Annotated in this window: 15 protein-coding genes; 12 read left to right on the forward strand and 3 right to left on the reverse strand. The window is 68.8% G+C overall.

Translation table 11 applies throughout. From position 1 onward, the window contains the following. The first annotated feature begins 17 nt into the window (after positions 1-17). The 8 genes from FZ029_RS03425 to FZ029_RS03460 all read left to right on the forward strand — a co-directional run bounded on the left by FZ029_RS03425 (position 18) and on the right by FZ029_RS03460 (position 7,460). Positions 18-941, forward strand: a complete 924-nt coding sequence (locus tag FZ029_RS03425; RefSeq protein ID WP_149268019.1) for a protein-glutamate O-methyltransferase — start codon at positions 18-20, stop codon at positions 939-941. Positions 942-944: 3 nt separating this feature from the next. Further along, on the forward strand, positions 945-1,607 hold the full coding sequence (locus FZ029_RS03430; RefSeq protein ID WP_149268020.1) for a chemotaxis protein: 663 nt from the start codon (positions 945-947) through the stop codon (positions 1,605-1,607). A gap of 3 nt (positions 1,608-1,610) precedes the next feature. Next, positions 1,611-2,672 carry a chemotaxis response regulator protein-glutamate methylesterase gene (locus FZ029_RS03435; RefSeq protein WP_149268021.1) on the forward strand — a complete coding sequence of 354 codons (1,062 nt, stop codon included), beginning with the start codon at positions 1,611-1,613 and terminating at the stop codon, positions 2,670-2,672. Positions 2,673-2,742: 70 nt separating this feature from the next. Then, the gene (locus FZ029_RS33880) at positions 2,743-3,867 is read left to right on the forward strand and encodes a methyl-accepting chemotaxis protein (protein WP_282184126.1); all 1,125 of its coding nucleotides are present in this window, start codon (positions 2,743-2,745) and stop codon (positions 3,865-3,867) included. Between the two features lie 53 nt (positions 3,868-3,920). Continuing rightward, on the forward strand, positions 3,921-4,226 hold the full coding sequence (locus tag FZ029_RS03445) for an STAS domain-containing protein (protein WP_085090120.1): 306 nt from the start codon (positions 3,921-3,923) through the stop codon (positions 4,224-4,226). A 5-nt stretch (positions 4,227-4,231) separates the two neighbouring features. Further along, the gene (locus FZ029_RS03450) at positions 4,232-4,987 is read left to right on the forward strand and encodes an ATP-binding protein (protein WP_149268022.1); all 756 of its coding nucleotides are present in this window, start codon (positions 4,232-4,234) and stop codon (positions 4,985-4,987) included. 35 nt (positions 4,988-5,022) lie between these two features. After that, positions 5,023-6,246 carry a fused response regulator/phosphatase gene (locus FZ029_RS33885; protein ID WP_149268023.1) on the forward strand — a complete coding sequence of 408 codons (1,224 nt, stop codon included), beginning with the start codon at positions 5,023-5,025 and terminating at the stop codon, positions 6,244-6,246. Beyond that, positions 6,243-7,460, forward strand: coding sequence for a SpoIIE family protein phosphatase (locus tag FZ029_RS03460; protein WP_149268024.1), 1,218 nt, complete (start codon positions 6,243-6,245; stop codon positions 7,458-7,460). The genes FZ029_RS33885 and FZ029_RS03460 overlap by 4 nt, the downstream gene beginning before the upstream one ends. Positions 7,461-7,560: 100 nt before the next feature. Here the strand turns inward: FZ029_RS03460 and rpsD are convergent, their stop codons facing one another. Further along, positions 7,561-8,175, reverse strand: coding sequence for a 30S ribosomal protein S4 (rpsD, locus tag FZ029_RS03465; RefSeq protein WP_014248629.1), 615 nt, complete (start codon positions 8,173-8,175; stop codon positions 7,561-7,563). Between the two features lie 240 nt (positions 8,176-8,415). Between rpsD and FZ029_RS03470 the strand changes: the two genes are divergently transcribed. From FZ029_RS03470 to FZ029_RS03485, 4 genes are all read left to right on the forward strand, one after another. Then, on the forward strand, positions 8,416-9,558 hold the full coding sequence (locus FZ029_RS03470) for an NAD(P)/FAD-dependent oxidoreductase (RefSeq protein WP_149268025.1): 1,143 nt from the start codon (positions 8,416-8,418) through the stop codon (positions 9,556-9,558). A 143-nt stretch (positions 9,559-9,701) separates the two neighbouring features. Continuing rightward, a complete protein-coding gene (locus tag FZ029_RS03475) occupies positions 9,702-10,178 on the forward strand; it encodes an Hsp20 family protein (protein ID WP_042689584.1) in 477 nt (158 codons plus the stop codon). Between the two features lie 130 nt (positions 10,179-10,308). Further along, positions 10,309-10,530, forward strand: a complete 222-nt coding sequence (locus FZ029_RS03480) for a DUF1150 family protein (RefSeq protein WP_085090731.1) — start codon at positions 10,309-10,311, stop codon at positions 10,528-10,530. Positions 10,531-10,704: 174 nt separating this feature from the next. Next, entirely contained in the window at positions 10,705-11,781 is a 1,077-nt protein-coding gene (locus FZ029_RS03485; protein ID WP_149268026.1) for a hypothetical protein, read from the forward strand. Between the two features lie 34 nt (positions 11,782-11,815). Here FZ029_RS03485 and FZ029_RS03490 read toward each other — a convergent pair whose 3' ends face one another. Next, entirely contained in the window at positions 11,816-12,016 is a 201-nt protein-coding gene (locus tag FZ029_RS03490) for a hypothetical protein (RefSeq protein ID WP_244560865.1), read from the reverse strand. 128 nt (positions 12,017-12,144) lie between these two features. Beyond that, on the reverse strand, positions 12,145-14,184 hold the full coding sequence (locus tag FZ029_RS03495; RefSeq protein WP_149268027.1) for a methyl-accepting chemotaxis protein: 2,040 nt from the start codon (positions 14,182-14,184) through the stop codon (positions 12,145-12,147). Positions 14,185-14,344 lie beyond the last annotated feature (160 nt).

The following is a 14,344-nucleotide window of genomic DNA, read 5'->3' on the forward strand; positions in this document are numbered from 1 at the left end:
ACGCCACCGGTGCCGCGATGACCGACCGCTCGCCCGCCTTGTCGACCGAACCCGCGACGCTGCGGCGCTCCCTCGCCGCCTCGCCGGCCGCAGTGTTCGGCGGCGCACGCGAGTTCCGGTTCGAGCGGCACCATTTCGACCTGATCGCCGGGCTGCTCTATCAGCTGGCCGGCATCGCGCTGGCCCCGCACAAGGCCGAGATGGTCTATGCCCGGCTGGCGCGGCGCCTGCGCGAGTTGCGCCTGCCCGATTTCGACGCTTACTGCGCCCTGCTGCAGAGCGACGAGGTGGCGGACGAGATCGGCTTCCTGGTCAATGCGCTGACCACCAACCTGACCAGCTTCTACCGCGAATCGCACCATTTCGACTTCCTCGCCTCCACCGTCCTGCCGGAGGTGCGGGACCTGAACGCCCATCAATCGAAGCCGCGCCTGCGGCTGTGGTCGGCCGGCTGTTCGTCGGGGCCGGAGCCCTACACCATGGCGATGGTTCTGGTCTCCACCATGGGCGCCGATCTGCGCCGCTGGGACGCCCGCATCCTCGCCACCGACATCGACACCCACATGGTGGACACCGCCCGGCGCGGCATCTATCCGCTGTCGGGCGCCACCGGCATCCCGCCACAGGTCCGCCAGCGCTTCACCCAGGACACGAGGCTGGACGGCGAGCCGGCAGTGGCGATGGGTGAGGAGCTGAAACGCCTCGTCACCGTCAAGCCGCTGAACCTGCTGGAACATTGGCCGATGTCCGGCCCCTTCGACGCGATCTTTTGCCGCAACGTGCTGATCTATTTCGACCGCCGCGGCCGGATGCAGGTGATAGAAAACTTCGCCCGGATGCTCCGCCCCGGCGGGTATCTGTTCCTTGGCCATTCGGAGAGCCTGTATGGCGTGTCGAACCTGTTCCGGCAGGCCGGTCCGACGATCTACCGGAGGGACTGAGCGATGAACGCCGCCCCCCTCCCCCGACACGACTCCACACATGCCGTATCCCCCCGCCGTCTGGGCAGCGGGCGCTACTTCAACCAGGAATTCAAGGTCGACACCGTCAAGATCGCGCTGGGCCAGCAGGCGGTCAGCGACCGGCCCGACCTGATGATCGCGACGACGCTGGGGTCCTGCGTGGCGGCCTGCATCCACGACCCGGTGCGCGGCATCGGCGGCATGAACCATTTCATGCTGCCCGACCTGCCGGCGAGCGAACTGGAGGGGGCCGGCGTCGCCGCGCGCTACGGCTCGGTGGCGATGGAGCGGCTGATCAACGCGCTGCTGGCGGCGGGGGCCGAACGCCGGCGCCTGCAGGTCAAGCTGTTCGGCGGCGGCCGGGTCATCGAGTCGAGCTACGACATCGGCGGGCTGAACAGCCGTTTCGCCCTGGATTACGTGCGGGCGGAAGGACTGATGCTGGCGGGCCACGATCTGGGCGGCGGCTCCGCCCGGCGGCTGCATTACTTCCCCCACAGCGGCCGGGCGCTGCGGCGCCTGCTGCGGCCGGAGGCGGCGGCCGACACCGTCACCCGCGAACGTCGCTTCATCACCCACCTGAGCCAGACCCCCGAGGAAGGCGAGGTCGAACTGTTCGCGCCCGCCGATCCGGGAGGGAGCTGACCGATGCCCAGACCGATCCGTGTCGTCATCGTCGACGACAGCGCCCTGATGCGCGAAATGCTGAAGGACATCCTGAGCCGGGAGGCCGGGATGGAGGTCGCCGGCGTCGCCCGCGACCCCTTCGAGGCGCGCGAGGTCATCAAGGCCACCAACCCCGACGTCATCACCCTGGACGTCGAGATGCCGAAGATGGACGGGCTGTCCTTCCTGGAGAAGATCATGACCCTGCGGCCGACGCCGGTCATCATGGTCTCCTCCCTGACCCGCGAGGGTTCCGACGCCGCCATCCGCGCGCTGGAACTGGGGGCGGTGGACTGCGTCGCCAAGCCCGGCGGCTCCGACGGGCACGGGTTCGAGGCGACGGCGATGGAGCTGGTCTCCAAGATCCGCGTCGCCGCCACCGCGCGCCTGACCATGCGCCGGCCGGCCGCCACGCACGGCGTCCTGCCGACGCCGCGCCGCGCCGGGTCGGGCAAGCGGCTGATCGCCATCGGCGCCTCGACCGGCGGGGTGGAGCGCATCCGCGACGTGCTGGCCGCCATGCCGGCCGATTGCCCGCCCATCGTCATCACCCAGCATATGGGGCCCAGCTACGTGCCCAGCTTCGCGGCGCGGCTGGACCGGCTGTCGGCGCCCACCGTCCGGGTGGCCGCCCATGGCGACCGGCCGGCCCAGGGGCTGGTGCTGATCGCCCCCGGCGACCGCCATCTCGCCATCGTCCGCGACACCGCCGGCTTCGTCTGCCACATCCAGGACACCCCCGCGGTCAGCGGCCACCGGCCGTCGGTCGACGTGCTGTTCGCCTCCGTCGCCAAGGCGGCAGGCGGCAATGCGGTCGGCGTCATCCTGTCCGGCATGGGCCGCGACGGCGCCATCGGCATGAAAGCCATGTTCGATGCCGGCGCCTTCACCATCGGCGAGCAGGAATCGAGCTGCGTCGTCTATGGCATGCCGCGGGCCGCCAAGGAGGCCGGCGCGGTCGCGGTCGAACTGCCGCTCGGCCAAATCCCCGCCGAAATGCTGCGCGCCTTCGACGCCGTCGGCGAGCGCCCCCGTACCGCCTGATCCGACCGGGCATCCGGGCAGAGTTTTTCCGGGCAAGGTTTCCCGGGCAGAGTTTCCAAGGAGCACCAGTATGTTTACCCCCGCTTCCACCGATGCCGTGCCCGCGACGCCGGACAACTCCCAGGGCGGAAACGCCAAGGTCGCGGTCACCGCGGAGCTTCTGTCGACATGGCTCGGCTTCGCCGATGTGCAGCGCCGCACGCTGGACGTCGTGCAGGGCGAGCTGACGCGCACCTCGAACCATGTGGAGGCTTCCACCCTCGATCTGTCGGACCGTTTCCGCGAGCTGGCCCAGAAGGCGCTGGAACAGTCGGAGCGGGTGGCCCAGATCGTCGCCATGGCCGGGTCGGTCGACATCGACGGCGAACGGGTGCCGCTCGACACGCTGGTCGTCGGCATGCAGGACATCATCACCGACATGGTGACCAACATCGTCACCCTGTCGCGCCACGCCATGAGCATGGTCTATCTGCTGGACGACGTGCAGAAGGATGTGGCCGAGCTGGAGAAGTCGATCGGCGACATCGACGGCATCAACCGCCAGACCAACTTCCTGGCGCTGAACGCCACCATCGAGGCCAGCCGCGCCGGCGAGGCCGGGCGCACCTTCGCCGTGGTGGCGCAGGAGGTGCGGCACCTCTCCCGCTCCACCGGCGAGTTGGCCGAGCGCATGCGCAGCAAGGTCACCGCCGTGGTGAAGGGCGTCCGCAACGGCCACGACATCCTGCGCCAGATCGCCAACACCGACATGTCGCCGCAGATGCTGGCCAAGGAGCGCGTCGACAAGACGATGGACAGCCTGGTGGCGCAGACCAACCATTTCCAGTCGGTGCTGGAAACGGCTGCATCGGTGTCGTCCGACATGTCCGCCACCATCGCCCATGTCATCACCGGCATGCAGTTCCAGGACCTGACCAAGCAGCGGATCGAGGCGATCAACGACAGCCTCGCCATCATGGGCGCCGGGCTGGGAGAGCTGGAAACCCAAATCCGTGCCCAGGTGCCCGCCGGCATCGGCGCGCGGGAGCCGGAGGAATGGCTGAACCAGCTGATGGGCCGATTCACGCTCAGCGAGATGCGCGAGCGCTTCGTCCGCAAATTGCTGCTGGAAGGCACCGCGCTGGACGAAAACGGCGTGCTCGACCTCAATGCCGCAGGGGGAGGCGGCTCGGGCGGTGATATTGAACTCTTCTAGCGCGGTGCGCCCGCCGCCTGTACAGTGAACCACTTTTCCGGAAAGACGGGGCTATGGATTACGGCATAGAAGTGCGCGATCAGGAGGCGGTCGTCCGCCTGCGCGGCCGCCTGACCTTCAACGACCATGCAAAGTTGCGGACCCTGATCGGCGAGATGGGGCAGAACAAGCTCAAGCGCCAGGTGCTCGACCTGTCGTCGCTGGAGTTCGTCGATTCCGCCGGCATCGGCATGCTGCTGATCGCGCGGGAGGAGATGGACCGCGCTGCCAAGCAATTCGTTCTGCGGGGCGCCGCCGGTCAGGTGAAGCGGGTGCTGACCGTGGCGCAGATCGCCAAGATCGTTCCGATGGAGGACTGATCCCGGTGAGCGACGGGACGACCCAGATCACCGGATGCCGCACCCGCTTCGCCGGCATCGCCGCTCCCCGGATGCCGGCCGAACGGCTAGCCGGTCTGGCTCAGGCTCTGGGTCTGGCCCCGGTTGCGGAGCCCGCCGGGCCGGCGGCGCTGGCCATCCTGCTGACCGGCGCGTCCCCCGGCAGCGATGCCGACGAGCTGTGGCTCCCCCCCGTCGCCGCCTGGATCGAGCCGCCCGCCGGAAGCGAGGCCGCCGGGCTGGCTCCGCTGCTCGCCGAAGCGGCGGCCAACGACCTCTACCTCAACCTGACGACCGGGACTGCCCATGATCTCCAACTCGGCGGGCGCCTTCTGGCTGCGCTGAACGCGCGCCACCCGTTGGATGGGGATCGCCGCGACGATCTGGAGCTGGCCCTGCACGAGGCGGTCAGCAACGCGCTGGTCCATGGCAATCTGGGCGTCGCCGGCATGAAGGAGTTGAGCGCGCAGGAACTGGAACGCTTTTCCCGCGACTTGGGCGACCGTCTGGCCGACCCGGCTCTGGCCGCCCGCCGCATCGTCATCGCGGTGCGGATTGAGCCGGCGCAGGATGGCCGCGCGCTGGCGACGGTGGAGGTCACCGACGAAGGCGCCGGCTTCACCCCCGGCCCGCGCATCAGTTCCGGCGCCTCCGGCCGTGGCCTCGACCTGATCGGCAACATCGCCGAAGAGCTGGAGATCGGAAATGGCGGCCGAAGCATCCGCCTGAGGTTCCGGCTGTGACCGCGGCGGGATGGCATAGCCCCGGCTGCGCGGCCGTGTCGGCGCCCCCGGACGGGTTTGCCGATCCGCAGCGACCGGACGGCCGTGCCTGCGACTGCCAGGAACCCGACTGCACCATTCTCGATTGCCCGATCCTGGTGGTGGACGACACCGCCTTCAACCGCACCCTGATCGGCGCCTTCCTGGCCGAAGCCGGCTTCCGCAGGGTCTCTTTCGCCGCAAGCGGGCTGGAGGCTCTGGCGATGATCGAGGCCGCTCTCCCCGACCTGCTGATCCTCGACATCATGATGCCGGGAATGGACGGGTTCGAGGTCTGCCGCCGCCTGCGCGCCATGCCGGAGACCGCCGACCTGCCGATCCTGGTGCAGACCGCGCTGTCGTCCGGCGAGGACCGCAACCGCGCGTTCGCCGCCGGCACCACGGATCTGGTGTCGAAGCCGCTGGAGCGCACCGAACTGCTGGCCCGCGTGCGCATCCATCTGGAAGACCGGGTGCTGATCCGCCGTCTGCAGGCCTATCGGGCGCGGGTGGAGGCGGAACTGTCCATCGCCCGGTCGATGCATGAGCACCTGTTGCCGACCCCGGCGCAATGCGACGCGGTGGCCGCCGCCGCCGGCTGCCGCCTGCGGGCCCACAGCGCGATCTCCCCCCATCTCGGCGGCGACCTGTGGGGGCTCCTGCCGCTCGGCGGAGGGCGCTTCGGCGTCTATCTGCTGAATGTCGCCGGCCGCGGGGTTTCGGCGGCGCTGAACGCCTTCCGCCTGCATACCCTTCTGCAGGAGCTGGGGCCCATCCACGGCCAGGATGCCGCCGGCCTGCTGACCGCGCTGAACGACCGCGCCGCCGGGCTTCTGGCAGCGGGGGAAAAGGCGACCATGACCTATGGGGTGGTGGACGGCGAGGCCGGCCGCTTCATCCACGCCTCGGCCGACGGCGCCCCGCCGATGATCCTGGATGATGACGGCGGGCCGCATTTCGGCCTGGCCACCGGCCTGCCGATCGGCATCGCCCCCGGCACCCGCTATCGCAGCGAAATGATGGAACTGCCGCGCGGCGGCGTGCTGGCGCTCTACTCCGTCGCGGTGCTGGAAGCGCTGGACGCCGGCGGGACCGGAATCGGGCTTGGCTGGATGATCGCCCGCGCGGTGGCGGAAGGCGAGGGTTTCGACGCGGTGGTCCGCTCGCTGGGCTTTGCCCTGGGCCAGGCCAGCGGCGACGACCACACCTTGCTGTGGATCGAGCGGGAGACGGCGCCATGACCGGTTCCCCGCCGCCCGGACTGCTGCCGATAGAGACGCGCGATGCCTTCGACGGGCTGGCCGGCGCCCGTGTGCTGGTCGTCGACGACAACCGCATCAACCGCCATCTGCTGCTGGCATTGCTGGAACGCGGCGGCATCACCCTGATCGAACAGGCGGAGGACGGGCACGACGCCCTGGTCCGGATCGAGCGGTTCAAGCCCGACCTCGTGCTGCTCGACCTGATGATGCCGCAGATGGACGGGTTCGAGATGTGCCGGCGCCTGCGCGCCGATCCGCGCTGGAAATCGCTGCCGGTCCTGGTGCAGTCAAGCCTGAACCGGGCGGAGGATCGCGCCCGCGCCTTCGCCGCCGGGGCGACCGACTATGTCACCAAGCCGATCAACGCGGTGGAACTGCTGGCCCGCGTCCGCATCCATCTGCGCAAGCGCACCATGCTGCGCGACCTGCAGCAGTATCACGGCCGCACGGAAGCCGAGCTGGAGCTGGCCCGTGCCATGCAGGCCCGGATGCTGCCCGGCCCCGACCGGCTGGCGGAACTGGAGGCGGCGACCGGCATCGCCATCCATACCCATTTCGCCCCCTCGTCCGAGCTGGGCGGCGATTTCTGGGGAATCAATCGGCTGCCGGACGGCCGGGTGGCAATCTATCTGGTTGATTTCTCCGGCCATGGCGTCGGCGCGGCGTTGAACACCTTCCGGCTGGACGCCATCTGCCGCCAGATCGGCAGCACGGAGTTGAGCCCGGCGGAGTTCCTGGCCGCCGTGAACCGACGGCTGTGCGGGCTGCTGCCCTGCGGCCAGTTCGCGACGATGCTGACCGGCGTGATCGACCCGGCGGCCGGCCTGTTCCACTATGCCTCGGCCGGATCGACGGCGCCGATGATGTGGCATCCCGGCGACGAGGCGCCGCGGCTGGGCGACGGCAGCGGCCTGCCGCTCGGCCTGCTGGCGTCGGCCAGCTACGACAGCCGCCTGATGCCGATGCCGCCCGGCGCCCGCCTGTTCCTCTACTCCGATGCCGCCATCGAGATTCCGATCGGCGGCGAGGACAGCCACGAGGTTCTGGACGAATACGGCCTCGCCACCCTGTTCGCCCGCCGACTGCAGGAGCCGGACGACGCCGCCCTGCTGTCCGGCCTGCTCGGCGACCTGACCGCGACCGGCCCCATCGACGACGACCTGACGGCGCTGCTGCTGACGCGGCGGAAATAGCACCGCATGCGGGAGGAACCGCATTGGCAAGCGACCCGCTGAAAAGCAAAAAGGCCGCTCCCGAGGGAGCGGCCTTTCGCGTTCGGCGGGAGCCGACCGATCAGCGCGAGTAGAACTCGATGACCAGGTTCGGTTCCATCTGGACCGGGTACGGAACGTCGGCCAGCAGCGGGGCGCGGACGAAGCGGCCCTTCAGCGCGCTGCTGTCGACTTCCAGGTAATCGGGGATGTCACGCTCGCCGGAAGCGGAGGCTTCCAGGATCAGCGCCATCTGCTTGGACTTGGCGCGCACCTCGACGGTGTCGTTGTCCTTGATGCGGGCCGACGCGATGTTCAGGCGGCGGCCGTTGACCAGGATGTGGCCGTGGTTGATCAGCTGGCGCGCGGCGAACGGGGTCGGCGCGAACTTCATGCGGTAGACCACCGCGTCCAGACGGCGCTCCAGCAGGCCGACCAGGTTCTCGCCGGTGTCGCCCTTGCGGCGGACGGCCTCGGCATAGATGCGGCGGAACTGCTTCTCGCCGATGTTGCCGTAGTAGCCCTTCAGCTTCTGCTTGGCCATCAGCTGCAGACCGTAGTCCGACGGCTTCTTGCGGCGCTGGCCATGCTGGCCCGGGCCATACTCGCGCTTGTTCAGCGGGCTCTTGGCACGGCCCCACAGGTTGACGCCAAGGCGGCGGTCGATCTTGTACTTGGACTCTTGACGCTTGCTCATAACTCTCAGGCCTCGTTGGACACGAGTTGATGTTGTCCCGGTAGTTCCATCCGCCCTGTTACAGGCGGCGGACGGGGCGTCAAAGATTGCGCGCGCCCGCTTTCCCAGGAGGTGAAGGCGCGCACAATACCCATTGGCGCCGCCGAGTCAAGCCCGACGGCATATCCGGAACTTCTTGCGCCCTCCCATCCTTTTGCGCTCCCTTTCCCGGCACCGCAAGCTGCAGGCAGGAATGGCGCGATGGAACGGGTGGAGTGCGTGGTCGTCGGGGCGGGCGTGGTCGGGCTGGCGGTGGCGCGGCGGCTGGCACGGGCCGGGCGCGAGGTGATCGTGCTGGAGGCGGCGGACGCCATCGGCACCGGCACCAGCTCGCGCAACTCCGAGGTCATCCATGCCGGCATCTATTACCCCACCGGCAGCCTGCGCGCCCGGCTGTGCGTGCCTGGGCGCGACGCGCTCTATGACTATTGCGCCGCCCATGGGGTCGAGCATCGCCGCGTCGGCAAGCTGATCGTCGCGACGGAGGAGAACCAGCTGCCCAAGCTGGCGGCGATCGGCGCCCAGGCCGCCGCCAACGGCGTTACCGACCTGACCGAGATCGACGCCGCCACCGCACGGGCATGGGAGCCCAACCTGCGCACCGTCGGCGCCCTGCTGTCGCCCTCCACCGGCATCATCGACAGCCACGGGCTGATGCTGGCCCTGCTGGGCGACGCGGAGGAGGCCGGGGCGATGCTGGCGCTGCTGAGCCCGCTGACGCGCTCGCACCGCACCGCCACCGGCTTCGAGCTGGAAGTCGGCGGGGCGGAGCCGATGCGCATCGCCTGCTCCACCCTGGTCAACGCCGGGGGCTTGGGCGCCTGGGGCGTGGCGCGCGGGCTGGAGGGTCTGGACGCCGTCCATGTGCCGCCACGCGTGCTGGCGAAGGGCAACTACTATGCGCTGGCCGCCGGTCGCTCCCCCTTCTCGCGGCTGGTCTATCCGGTGCCGGTGGAGGGCGGGCTGGGCGTGCACCTGACGCTGGACCTCGCCGGACAGGCCCGGTTCGGTCCCGACGTGGAATGGCTGGGCGATATCGAAGGCGCTGTTGATTACGCCGTCGATCCCGCCCGTGCCGACTCCTTCTACGGCGCGGTGCGCGCCTATTGGCCGGGTCTGCCGGACGGCGCGCTGGTGTCGGCCTATTCCGGCGTGCGGCCGAAGCTGAGCGGGCCGGGGCAGCCGCAGGCCGACTTCCTGATCCAGGGGCCGGATACCCATGGGGTTGACGGTCTGGTCAACCTGTTCGGCATCGAATCGCCGGGTCTGACCTCCTGTCTGGCCATCGCCGACGCGGTGGCGATGGCGCTCGGCGAGGCGCCTGAAATTCTTAACCATTCCTGAGGCTCACAGGGTTCTTGACCGCGACCTCGGGTCTCCCAATCTATAGGCATGGCGGCGCCGGCCGATGCTGGGCCGCCGACCCGCCGGGCGCCGGAAACGGGCCCATCTTTCGCAACTCGCTCCCGTCGTGAGGAGGATGCGTCGTGACGACTCGCCTTTCGCTCTTCAACAGTCCACTGCTGCTTGGCTTCGACCAGTTCGAGCGGACGCTCGACCGGATCGCCAAGAATTCGGCCGAAGGCTATCCCCCCTACAACATTGAGCAGATCGGCGACGACGGCCTGCGCATCACGCTTGCCGTGGCCGGCTTCACCTCCGATGACCTGTCGGTCCAGATCGAGGACAACCAGCTGGTCATCCGCGGCCGCCAGACCGACGACAAATCGCGCGTCTACCTGCACCGCGGCATCGCCGCGCGGCAGTTCCAGCGCAGCTTCGTCCTGGCCGAGGGGATCGAGGTGGTGGGCTGCTCGCTCGACAACGGGCTGCTCAACATCGACCTGACCCGCCCGATGCCGGAACCGAAGGTCCGCACCATCAAGATCGAGCAGCCGAAGAAGGCCGCCGGCGGCGCGATGCCCCGCACCATCGACGTGTCCGCCGATGGCCGGGACGACTGATCGCCCGGAAGCCTGATCGCCGGTAAGTCTGATCCAGGTCACGGCCTTCACCCCTGTTCTCCGACACTCTACCCCCGACACTCTGCACGCGCGGCCGCCCATGACGGGGAGCCGCCGGGAGACCACGATCATGATGAACGATACCCACACCCAGCTGCGCCAGCTGTCGCCGCAGGATTTCGCCAGCTTCGGCCTGGGCGACGTCGCCTATGTCCGTCCGGTCGAGATGGACGGAACCGCCGCCTTCGCCATCCACGCCGCCGACGGCACGCCGCTGAGCGTGGTGGCCGACCGCGATCTGGCCTTCGCCGCCATCGTGCAGAACGACATGGAACCGGTCAGCGTCCATTGACCGGTCCGGCCGGGGGCGCCGCCGCCATCGGCGGGCGCCCCCGGCCGGTTGCGCCGCAATCGGCCACATCTCGATCGCCACATCTCGATCCTTGTCAGCCCTAACTCCTGTTGTAAGGTGCGCTCTGCGATAATCGCCGAGACGAGACGCGAAGAGGCAGTGGGGGACGGTCGGTTGGACGGCGGGGCAAGCGAAACGGCGGCGGATGCGAAGTCCGCTCCCGACACGGAAAAGCGCAGGGCCTGGGATGACGAGGCGCGGGATTCCCTTCACATCCTGCCCTTGTCGGCGATCCCCTTGGAAACGCCCGGCCTGCAGCATGCGCGCCTGATCAAGAATGTCCGCCTGCAGACGGTGGTGGAGATGTTCCGCGATGCCCAGACCGGCAGCGGGCAAGTCTCCCCCCGCCACATCCCCGCCTATTTCGAATCCTACAAGGACGAGATCGAACGCGATCTGGTGAAGCTGGAGAAGATCGGCGCCGCCTCCAGCTTCGACGTCTATTCCTCGCGGATCGAGCTGCGGAGGCTGAACATCGACGTCAACAACGTCGAGTCGCTCACCCTGTCCGATCGCAAGAAGGCCGAGCTGACCAACTACATGCGGGTCTTCACCCGGCCGCTGATGGAATACGTCTATGGCACGGAGGAGTTGCAGGTCGCCGACGTGACCGACATCATCCAGCTGTTCGCCAACCCCAACCGGGACGAGGCTCTGCGCAACCTGCGCATGATGGCCGACCGGCTGGACATCGGCCTGGGCGAGATCCCGCAGTTCCTCGAGGAATACGGCGACGTCTTTTTATCCCTGGCCTATTTCCGCAAATGCCTGGACGAGATCGTGCCGGAGGTCCAGCGCTTCGTCGGCTGGATGGGCGAAATCCGCAGCTCCGCCGAGGTCAAGCGCGACCCGCGCCAGATCCGGATGCTCGACGACATCGCCCGCGACCTGACCGACATCTCGACCTCCATCACCGGCCGGTTCGAGAGCTTCGACAACCGCTCCAAGGATTTTTGGAGCGACATCAACGCCGACACCTTCCGGTCGATCCGCGAATTGATCTCGTCCCACCACGTCACCATCGGCGGGGTGCTGTGCGGCCTGGCGGTGAAGATGAACCTGTGGAAGCACCGTTTCGCCCGCGGCGGCGGCGGCCCCAACCGCCGCATGGAGTTCGTGAAGTCGGAGATTCTGCCCGGCCTGTCGCACATCAAGGCGCTGGAACAGTCGGCGCGGACCGGCCACCTGTAGGCGCCGGCCGCTTTCCGCTCGATCCCCACCCGCTTCAATCCATCGACAGCATCTTCCCCATGCCGTTGTCCAACAGGATGGTGGCGAACAGCGTCAGGATCGGGATCAGGAACATCAGCCCGATGACGCATCGCACGATCAGGTCCTTGCGTCGGGCGGAGCGGCACAGCGGGCAGTCGTCGGGACCATGCCCGTAATCGGACCCGCAATAGGGACAGGCTGTGGTGTCGACCATGGCAGACGGGCTTTCAGCATGGGCGGGGGGCCCTGGAACCAAGGCCATTCTGGACCCGCGCCCCCTCCCGACGTCATGAAATCCCTGTCATGATTAAGGCTTTTCCCGCGCTGTGGCGGGCCAGCCGCTCAGGCCGCGCGCTCCATCGGCACCAGCCCGGCGACGCTGCGGCCGAACTGCGCCGCGAACCGGTCGCGCTCGGCCCCGGCCAGGGTGAAGGTGACATGCAGGCGCCCGGCGCCACCGCGTTCCAACGCGCGCACGACGGCAGGCACCGGCTCCAGCCCCGGCAGGGCGACGCGCAGCGCGGTTCCTTCGGCCAATGCGCTCCCCACCGATCCGCTCCATGCCTCCTGCGGCAGGCCGCTCAGCTGGGCGCCGCCTTCCGAGGCGTTGTCGACCGTCACCGGCAAATCACGCCCGCCAACCGTCAGCCGGCCGGGGCGGTTCAGCGGGTAACGCGGGGCGACGCGACGGTTCACCTCCGGCGTCGCCGTGCGGATCGCCTCGATCAGGACGCGGCGGAGCTGGTCGATGCTGGTGGCGACGCGGGTGGACAGCGCATTGACCTCGCTGGCCCGCTCGCCGGTGGCCGTCGCCTCCTGCGACACGGCGGCGATGCGAGTCGCCACCTCCTGCGCGGCGTTGGAGGTCTGGACGACATTGCGGGCGATCTCGCCGGTCGCCGCCTCCTGCTCCTCGATGGCGGCGGCGACGGTGGCCGACACCGTTTCGACGCCGCGCACCCGCTCGGCGATGGCGCGCACGGCGTTCACCGCCTCCGCCGTGGTCGCCTGGATGGCGGCGATCTGGCTTTCGATCTCCTCGGTCGCCCGCGCGGTCTGGCCGGCCAGCTGCTTCACCTCGCTCGCCACCACGGCGAAGCCCTTGCCCGCCTCGCCGGCCCGCGCCGCTTCGATGGTGGCATTCAACGCCAGCAGGTTGGTCTGGCCGGCGACGTCGTTGATGAGGTCGGTCACCTCGCCGATGCGGGTCACGGCCTCGGCCAGACGCTGGATGGTCTCCTCCGCCCGGACCGACGCGCCGACGGCATCGCCGGTCATCGTGGTGGCGGTGCCGATCTGGGTCGCGATCTCGCGGATGGAGGCGCTGAGCTGCTCCGACGCGGCGGCCACGGTCTGGGCGTTCGACAGCGCCTGGGTCGCGGCGGCGGCGACATTCTGGCTGTTGTCGCTGACCGCGCGGGCCGATTCGGCCATGCGGGTGGCGTTGCCGGCCATCTGGCTGGTCTGGTTGGCGACCACATCGACGGCGTTCGACGCCTCGGTCTCCACCGTTTCGGCCATGCGCAGCAGTGCCGCCTGCTTCTCGCGCTCCGACCGTTCGCGCTCCTCGTCGCGCAGGCGGCGCAGGCGTTCGGCCTCCTCGGCATTCTCCTTGAAGACGCTGAGCGCCTGTGCCATCGCCCCCACCTCGTCGCCGCGGTCGGCGCCGGGAATGGCAACGGCGAGGTTGCCCTGGGCCAGGGTCCGCATCGCCACCGTCAGTTCGCCCACCGGCCTCACCACACGCCGCCGGATGCCAAGCACACCCAGCACCACGACCGCCAGCACCACGGCCGACACGCCCCACACCGCCGTCATGAACAGGCTCTCGCGGCCGGCGGCATAGACCTCCGTCTCGCTGTTGTAGCGGGTGGTGTCCTCGACGATCCGGTCGACGACGGCGCGGTGAGCGGCATAGGCCTCGGCGATGGCGGCATAAGATGCCCGCGCCGCCGCCTCGTCCTTGCGGGCCAGCGCCGGCAGGAACTTCAACTCGATCTCGCTCCAGAAGCGCATCACCGGCGCGTGGGACGTCCGGGTCAGCTGGTCGAGCAGCGCCGGCTCGAAGCTCTCCTTCAGCCAATATTCGTGCCGCTCGTCGTAATCCTTGCGCAGCTGCGCCAGCCGCGCGCGGCGCTGTTCGACCGACGCCGGGTCGTTCATCGCCAGCGTCGCCTCCAGATAGGCTTCGATCACATATTCCGGCGGCGGCAGGATGTCGGCGATCAGGTCCTTGCCCAGCACGATGCGCTGGTAGATCGGCCCACCCACCTTCAACTCGCGGATCGCCAGCGCGCTGGTGACGACCACCGCCAGGAAACCGAGCGTGACCACCACCCCGAACAGATTGGTAAGCGCGGCAATCCGGAGGTTCTTCAGCATGTTGCAACCCCTGCGCAGAGACGACGGCACAGGGTTGCTTCTCAAAATAAACCTAATGTGACAAGCAAAAAACTTGCTCGATTATCGGGTAAAACGGAAATGATGTTTCATTGAGCGCTCTGCACGCGGATTGTGCAGAGTCTGCGCAAGAACAGACCAA

It is taken from the genome of Azospirillum sp. Sh1, assembly GCF_008365135.1.
In the GTDB taxonomy this organism is placed as follows: Bacteria; Pseudomonadota; Alphaproteobacteria; order Azospirillales; family Azospirillaceae; genus Azospirillum; species Azospirillum oryzae.

Coding starts and splice junctions, on each gene's coding strand:
- FZ029_RS03460 (WP_149268024.1), top strand. CDS start 6,243: ATGACCGGTTCCCCGCCGCCCGGACTGCTGCCGATAGAGACGCGCGAT.
- FZ029_RS03435 (WP_149268021.1), top strand. CDS start 1,611: ATGCCCAGACCGATCCGTGTCGTCATCGTCGACGACAGCGCCCTGATG.
- FZ029_RS33880 (WP_282184126.1), top strand. CDS start 2,743: ATGTTTACCCCCGCTTCCACCGATGCCGTGCCCGCGACGCCGGACAAC.
- FZ029_RS03470 (WP_149268025.1), top strand. CDS start 8,416: ATGGAACGGGTGGAGTGCGTGGTCGTCGGGGCGGGCGTGGTCGGGCTG.
- FZ029_RS03480 (WP_085090731.1), top strand. CDS start 10,309: ATGATGAACGATACCCACACCCAGCTGCGCCAGCTGTCGCCGCAGGAT.
- FZ029_RS03425 (WP_149268019.1), top strand. CDS start 18: ATGACCGACCGCTCGCCCGCCTTGTCGACCGAACCCGCGACGCTGCGG.
- FZ029_RS03495 (WP_149268027.1), bottom strand. CDS start 14,184: ATGCTGAAGAACCTCCGGATTGCCGCGCTTACCAATCTGTTCGGGGTG.
- FZ029_RS03430 (WP_149268020.1), top strand. CDS start 945: ATGAACGCCGCCCCCCTCCCCCGACACGACTCCACACATGCCGTATCC.
- FZ029_RS03490 (WP_244560865.1), bottom strand. CDS start 12,016: ATGGTCGACACCACAGCCTGTCCCTATTGCGGGTCCGATTACGGGCAT.
- FZ029_RS03445 (WP_085090120.1), top strand. CDS start 3,921: ATGGATTACGGCATAGAAGTGCGCGATCAGGAGGCGGTCGTCCGCCTG.
- rpsD (WP_014248629.1), bottom strand. CDS start 8,175: ATGAGCAAGCGTCAAGAGTCCAAGTACAAGATCGACCGCCGCCTTGGC.